Source organism: Kitasatospora sp. NPDC093558, from assembly GCF_040683475.1.
Lineage (GTDB): Bacteria > Actinomycetota > Actinomycetes > Streptomycetales > Streptomycetaceae > Kitasatospora.
Map to the genome: position 1 here is coordinate 1 of NZ_JBFBDY010000343.1, position 6,769 is coordinate 6,769.

The 6,769-nt window shown below is 72.1% G+C and carries 5 protein-coding genes; 3 read left to right on the forward strand and 2 right to left on the reverse strand.

Features of this window, described 5'->3' with window-relative positions:
• Window positions 1–87: 87 nt before the first annotated feature.
• Complete coding sequence (locus AB0O00_RS25750) at window positions 88–1,713, reverse strand: ubiquinol-cytochrome c reductase cytochrome b subunit (protein ID WP_363655555.1); 1,626 nt, start codon at window positions 1,711–1,713, stop codon at window positions 88–90.
• Between the two features lie 398 nt (window positions 1,714–2,111).
• On the opposite strand from AB0O00_RS25750, the gene AB0O00_RS25755 reads away from it, so the two are divergent.
• The 3 genes from AB0O00_RS25755 (at window position 2,112) to efeB (ending at window position 6,074) form a co-directional block, all read left to right on the forward strand.
• Window positions 2,112–2,420 (forward strand): hypothetical protein, encoded by a 309-nt coding sequence (locus AB0O00_RS25755; RefSeq protein WP_363655547.1) that lies wholly within the window; start codon window positions 2,112–2,114, stop codon window positions 2,418–2,420.
• 256 nt (window positions 2,421–2,676) lie between these two features.
• The gene (gene efeU, locus AB0O00_RS25760) at window positions 2,677–4,746 is read left to right on the forward strand and encodes an iron uptake transporter permease EfeU (protein WP_363655549.1); all 2,070 of its coding nucleotides are present in this window, start codon (window positions 2,677–2,679) and stop codon (window positions 4,744–4,746) included.
• Window positions 4,746–6,074: an iron uptake transporter deferrochelatase/peroxidase subunit gene (gene efeB / locus AB0O00_RS25765; RefSeq protein WP_363655551.1), complete on the forward strand. Its 1,329-nt coding sequence runs from the start codon at window positions 4,746–4,748 to the stop codon at window positions 6,072–6,074. The genes efeU and efeB overlap by 1 nt, the downstream gene beginning before the upstream one ends.
• Window positions 6,075–6,141: 67 nt before the next feature.
• Here efeB and AB0O00_RS25770 read toward each other — a convergent pair.
• The coding region (locus AB0O00_RS25770) for an ATP-binding protein (protein WP_363655553.1) at window positions 6,142–6,769 on the reverse strand (628 nt) is incomplete at its 5' end.

The window sequence follows — 6,769 nt, forward strand, 5'->3', positions numbered from 1 at the left end:
CCGTGCCCGCGATCCTGCGGGGCTGACTGCAGCACCGAGGGCCCGTCGCAGTCGCTGCGGCGGGCCCTCGGCGTGTGTGCGCGGGGATCAGTGGTGGCCGTGGCCGCTGCTGATCTCCTCGTGCTCTTCGACGGTCGGCTTGGCGATCCGGCTGCCCTCGCCGTAGAACCCGCGCGAGAGCTTCGCCCGCGCGCGCGTGAACAGCCCGGCCCTGCGGGCCACGCCGTTCTCGTCCACCTCGGGCTCCAGCTCGACCGGCTCCGGCTGATCGTGCGAGGTGAGGGTGTACATCCGGCCCTGCGGCAGCGGCGCGTGCACCTCGATGAACTCGCCGTGCTGGAGCCGCTTGATGACGCCGGTCTCGCGGCCGTGCAGCACCTTCTCCTTGTCGCGGCGCTGGAGGCCCATGCACCACCGCTTGGTGATCACGAAGACGACCACCGGCAGCGCGAAGAAGCAGATCCGCACCGCGTAGGTGATCGCGTTGATCGACAGGTGGAAATGGGTCGCCAGCAGGTCGTTGCCGCCGCCGGCCAGCAGGATCAGGTAGAGGCTGATCCAGGCCGCGCCGAAGGCCGTGCGCACCGGCGCGTTGCGCGGCCGGTCGGCGATGTGGTGCTCGCCGCGGTCCCCGGTGACCCAGGCCTCCAGGAACGGGTAGCACCAGATGATCAGCAGGACGGTCGGGAAGACCATCAGCGGGATGAACACCCCGAGGTTCAGGGTGTGGCCGCCCCAGACGCTGATCTCCCAGCCCGGCATGACGCGGATCAGGCCCTCGGAGAAGCCCATGTACCAGTCCGGCTGGGCGTCCGTGGACACCTGGTCGGGCCGGTAGGGGCCGTACGCCCAGATCGGGTTGACGGTCGCGATCGCCGACATCATGGCGACGACGCCGAACACCAGGAAGAAGAACCCACCGGCCTTCGCGGTGTAGACCGGCAGCAGCGGCATGCCGACGACGTTGTCGTTGGTGCGGCCGGGCCCGGCGAAGTGCGTGTGCTTGTGGTAGAAGACCAGGATCAGGTGCGCCGCGAGCAGGCCCAGCATGACCCCGGGGATCAGCAGGATGTGCACGGTGAACAGGCGCGGGATGATGTCGTGCCCGGGGAACTGCCCGCCGAACATGAAGAACTGCAGGTACGTGCCGACGATCGGCACGGCCAGGACGGCACCCTCCATGAAGCGGATGCCGGTGCCGGAGAGCAGGTCGTCCGGCAGCGAGTAGCCCATGAACCCGTCGAACATGCCGAGGAACAGCAGCAGCGCGCCGAAGATCCAGTTGAGCTCGCGCGGCTTGCGGAACGCCCCGGTGAAGAAGACGCGCATCATGTGCGTCAGCATCGCGGCGATGAAGACGATGGCCGCCCAGTGGTGGATCTGGCGCATCAGCAGGCCGCCGCGGACCTCGAAGCTGATGTTGATCGTCGAGGCGTAGGCCTCCGACATCTGGATGCCCTTGAGCGGGACGTACGAGCCGTCGTAGATGACCTCGCCCATGCTCGGGTTGAAGAAGAGCGTCAGCCAGACGCCGGTCAGGATGATGATGATGAAGGTGTAGAGCGCGATCTCGCCCAGCATGAAGGACCAGTGGTCCGGGAAGATCTTGCGCAGGTTGGCCTTCGCCAGGGAGTAGATGCCGAGGCGGCCGTCGGCCCAGTCGGCGAGGGCCTCGGCCTGGTTCGCGGGCTGGGCGCGCGTACTGGTGGTCACCGGTCCCGGCTGCGACTGCTGGTCGGTTCTCACGACGGGCTCCCCGGCGTCCTCGGCGTGCCGTGCTGGAGGCCCGTCGGCGAGAACGCCGGCCGGCGGAGTGATGTGATCATGGGACCTCTCGATACGGGACCGCCGGGGAGATCCGGCCCGCGGTGCAGGTGACCGCTGGTCCCGTTGCTCAGGGTGATGGATCGCTTACTCTGTCATGCTGTCGGCAGGGGGCCGACTGTGCACGTCCATCGGCCCGTCCGGCGGCTCGTGTCGGGCCGGACGGGGGTCCCCGGGCCTCCGATCGGCCGTCCGGGAGGCGCGCGGTGCTGCGGTCGGGTGCCGCCGAACCGTTTCGGCGCGTGCCGCGCCCCGGGGTCGTGCGGGCCCCGGCCTACGCTGCGCCAATGGTGGATCACCGTGAACTCCTCGCTGACGTGACCGCGACCCTCTCCCGCGCCGGACTCGACACCGCCGGCCCGTCCCCACTGTGGATCGGCCCCGGCCCGGAGGGGGTGGTGGTCGGCTGGCCGCCGGGCGGCGAACCGTCCGAAGGGGTGCGCACCGCCGTCCTCGGCGCGGCGGCGGTCGCGCTGCGGGAGGCCGGCCACGAGGTCGCGGAGGCGGACGGCGGCGACCTGCACGTGGCGCCCGTCCCCGAGCCCGCGGGCGTCCCGGCCGAGCCGGAGGCCGTCCCCGAGCAGTGGTGGGGCTGAGCCCGGCCCCCCGACGGCCGGAAGGCGGCGCGCCGGAAGCCTGGTCGAATAGCGAGACGGAAGGGTGGTTTCATACCGAACCCTTACCTTGACGGCGGGTTCAGTGGCTCCCTGCACCTCTAAGGTTTGCCTAAGCTAAGCCGAGGCGCCCTGGACCGACCAGTCCGGGGCGTTCGGCTGTGCCGTCCCCCCGTCGACGCGGTGGGACTCCCGAGGACAGGTACGACCCGGGGTGACCGGGGGAGGAGCCCGCTGCATGTGGGATGAAGCGTTTCCCAGCTTTCTGATCGGGCTGCGAGAGGGCCTGGAAGCCGGCCTGATCGTGTCGATCCTGGTCGCCACCCTGGTCCGGTTCGACCGCAAGGGCCGGCTGCCCCAGGTGTGGACCGGCGTCGCGGCGGCCATCGCCGTCAGCCTCAGCTTCGGCGCGGTGCTCACCTTCACCGCCGCGAACCTGTCCGGCCACGCCCAGGAGGCGTTCGGCGGCGTCCTGAGCCTGATCGCGGTCGGCTTCGTCACCGCGATGGTCTTCTGGATGCGCCGCTCCGCGCGCAGTCTCTCGGCCGAGATCAGGTCGAAGGTCGAGGCCTCGCTCGCGCTGGGCGCCGGCGCGCTCGTGCTCACCAGCTTCCTCGCCGTCGCCCGCGAGGGCCTGGAGACCTCCCTCTTCCTGTGGACCAACGTCCGCACCGCCGGCGAGTCCACCGGCCCGCTGATCGGCGCGGCCGTCGGCCTGGTGCTCGCCGCGGTCCTGTGCTGGGGCCTGTACCGGCGCGCGCTCAAGATGAACCTCACCCGGTTCTTCACCGTCACCGGCGCCGGCCTGATCGTGATCGCCGCCGGCGTGCTCGGCTACGGGCTGCGCGACCTCCAGGAGTCCGGGCTGGTCGGCGGTGCCACGTCGTACGCGTTCGACCTGAGCGGGCACCTGGACGCGCAGTCCTGGTACGCCACGCTGATCCAGGGCACGCTCAACCTGACCGTCACCATGACGGTCCTCCAGGTCGTCGCCTACGTCGCCTACCTGTGCACCGTCATGACGCTGTTCCTGCAGGGCGTGCGCGCCGGCCAGGCCGCGCCCGTCGCCGAGAAGTCGGCGGAGAAGGCCGAGGAGAAGGGCGAGGAGAAGGCCGAGCCGCAGGCGCAGGCGCCCGCGCCGGCCGCCTCCGGTCGTCCGCGCTGGGTGCTCCCGGCCGCGCTGGTCGCCGTCCCGGCCGTCGTCGCCGGAGCCGTCATCGCCGTCAGCGACGGCAAGAAGGACAGCACCGCCACCGTCGCCGTCTCCGAGCAGGAGTGCGGCAAGGGCTTCAGCACCCCGGAGCCCGGCCAGCAGGTCTTCCAGATGCACAACACCGGCGACAAGGTCGCCGAGGTGTACCTGGTCAACCCGGGCAGCGGCGCCGTCTACGGCGAGGTCGAGGGCCTCGCGCCCGGCACCACCCGCGCCCTGACCGCCACCATCGGCACCGGCGACTACGCCTGGCGCTGCGTGCCCACCGGCGGCAAGTCCGTCACCTCCGCCTCCGTGCACGTCACCGGCGGCGCCGAGGTCAAGGCCATCAAGCCGGTCGCCGACGACGACCTCAAGGGCCCGCTCGACAGCTACAAGGACTACGTCAACAAGGGCCTCGCGACCCTCATGACGCAGTCCCAGAAGCTCCAGGCCGACATCCACGGCGGCGACCTCGCCGCCGCCAAGGCCGACTGGCTCACCGCGCACCTGCAGTACGCCTCGCTCGGCGCCGCCTACGGCACCTTCGCCGACCTCGACGGCAAGATCGACGGCCGCGCCGACGGCCTCGCCGACAAGACCGCGGACGCCGGCTTCACCGGCTTCCTGCGCCTGGAGTACGGCCTGTGGCACGGCCAGTCCGCCGCGGACCTGACGCCCGCCGCCGACGGCCTCGCCCGGGACGTCGCCACCCTCGTGCACGACTTCCCCACCCAGGACTTCGACCCGGCCGACCTGCCGCTGCGCGCCCACGAGATTCTGGAGAACACCCTCCAGTTCGAGCTGACCGGCGACACCGACATGGGCAGCGGCACCAGCCTGGCCACCGCCCAGGCCAACCTGGCCGGCACCCAGGAGCTGCTGACGCTCCTCCAGCCGCTGCTCGACGAGCGCGACCCGCAGGTCCTCGTCCGCGTCGACGCCGGGATGAAGCGCGTCGGCGACCTCGTCGCCGCCGCCCGCACCGCCGACGGCTGGACCCCGCTGGACAAGCTGCCCGCCGACGCCCGCCGCCAGCTCAACGGCGCCACCGGCCAGCTGCTCGAAGACCTGTCCCCCATCCCCGCCATGCTCGAGATCCGGAAGGCCGCCTGATGACCGACCACACCGCAGCCACCGGCTCCTGCCCGTTCCCGCACACCGCCGCCGTCGATGCGGCCGAGCAGGGCGGCTGCCCGGCCGGCCCGGCCCGCCGCAGCTTCGTGCGGGCGGCGCTCGGCGCGGGCGCGGGGGCCGCCGTCCTGGCCGGCACCGGCGCCGCGTTCACGCTCTCCGCCGAGCCGGCCGCCGCGGGGGACAGCCACCAGGCCGCCAACGGCGTCGTGCCCTTCCACGGCGCGCACCAGGCCGGCGTCACCACCCCGGCGCCCGGCTACGCGGCCTTCGTCTCCTGCCAGGTGATCGCCCAGGACCGCAAGGCCCTGGAGGACCTGTTCAAGACCCTGACCGAGCGGATCCGCTTCCTCACCGCCGGCGGCACCCCGCCGGACCTCGGCGTCGGCGCGCCGCCCTCCGACAGCGGCCTCCTCGGGCCCGTCGTGACCACCGACAACCTCACCGTGACGGTCGGCGTCGGCGCCTCGCTCTTCGACGACCGCTACGGCCTCGCCAAGGCCAAGCCCGTCAAGCTCGCGCCGATGAAGACGTTTCCCAACGACAACCTGCAGGCCGCCGAGCTCCACGGCGACCTCTCGCTGCAGATCTGCGCCGACCGCCAGGACACCGTCCTGCACGCCCTGCGCGACATCACCCGGCACACCCGCGGCGCGCTGCAGATCCTCTGGCGGATCGACGGCTTCCAGAACCAGTCCCGGCCCGACGGCGCCCAGCGCAACCTGCTCGGCTTCAAGGACGGCATCGTCAACCCGGACACCGGCTCCGCCCGCGAGATGGACCGGCTGGTGTGGGTCACCGACGGCATGGGCGAGCCCGCGTGGGCGACCGGCGGCAGCTACCAGGTCATACGGATCATCCGGATGCTGATCGAGTTCTGGGACCGCGTCACCCTCACCGAGCAGGAGAAGATGTTCGGCCGCCGCCGTGACACCGGCGCCCCGCTCGACGGTCACCAGGAGAACGACGCCCCGGACTACGCCAAGGACCCGGGCGGCAAGGCGATCCCGCTCAACGCGCACATCCGCCTCGCCAACCCGCGCACCTCGGACACCGACAACTCGCGCATCCTGCGCCGCGGTTTCAACTACGACCGCGGCATCGACAAGGCCGGCAACCTCGACATGGGCCTCGTCTTCTGCTGCTACCAGCAGGACGTGGTGCGGCAGTTCGAGGCCACCCAGACCCGGCTCATCGGCGAGCCGCTCGTCGACTACATCTCGCCGACCGGCGGCGGGTACTTCTTCGTCCTGCCGGGCGTGAAGGACACCGCCGACTGGCTCGGGCGGGGGCTGTTCGCCGCCGCGTGACGGGTTCTTCGTGGGACGGCCCCGGGTACTTCTCGTGCCGGGGGCCGTCCGCGTTCACGGCGGCCGGTCAGTCGCCGAGGGTGAAGCCGATGACGGCGCCGCCGCCGTCGCGGTTGACGGCGAACGCGGTCCCGCCGTGCGAGGTCGCGACCTCGTGGACGATGGCCAGGCCGAGCCCCGAACCGGGCAGGCTCCGGGCGGCGGTGGCCCGGTAGAAGCGGTCGAAGACGCGCTCCAGGTCGGCCGGGTCGATGCCGGGACCGCGGTCGCGCACCTCGACCCGGGGGCCGCGCACGACGACGTCGATCGGGGCGGCCCCGGCCGGGTCGAACTTGGCCGCGTTGTCGAGCAGGTTGCCCACCGCGCGGGCCAGCGCGTCCGGGCGGGCGGTGACCACGGTGGCGTCGGCGTCGACGGTGATCTCGCGGCCGGTCCGCCGCCGGGCCTGGGCGGCGGCCTCGCGGACCACGTCGGCCAGTACCACGTCGACCGGGTCCTCGTCCGCCTTCTGCTCGGCGGCGAGCGCCACCAGCTCGTCCACCAGCAGGGTCAGCTCCTTGGCCTCCTCGGCCAGGTCGTCCAGCAGCGCGGTGCGCTCGGCCGGCGGCAGACGGTCCAGGCTCGGGAGCACCGCGAGGTTGGCGGCGTTCAGGTAGCGCGCGGTCACGGTGTCGCGGTAGACGGCGTCGGCCCGC

What these genes read in the sequence shown, in the direction of transcription:
- AB0O00_RS25755 (WP_363655547.1), top strand. Translation starts at nt 2,112, where the DNA reads ATGGTGGATCACCGTGAACTCCTCGCTGACGTGACCGCGACCCTCTCC.
- efeB (WP_363655551.1), top strand. Translation starts at nt 4,746, where the DNA reads ATGACCGACCACACCGCAGCCACCGGCTCCTGCCCGTTCCCGCACACC.
- efeU (WP_363655549.1), top strand. Translation starts at nt 2,677, where the DNA reads ATGTGGGATGAAGCGTTTCCCAGCTTTCTGATCGGGCTGCGAGAGGGC.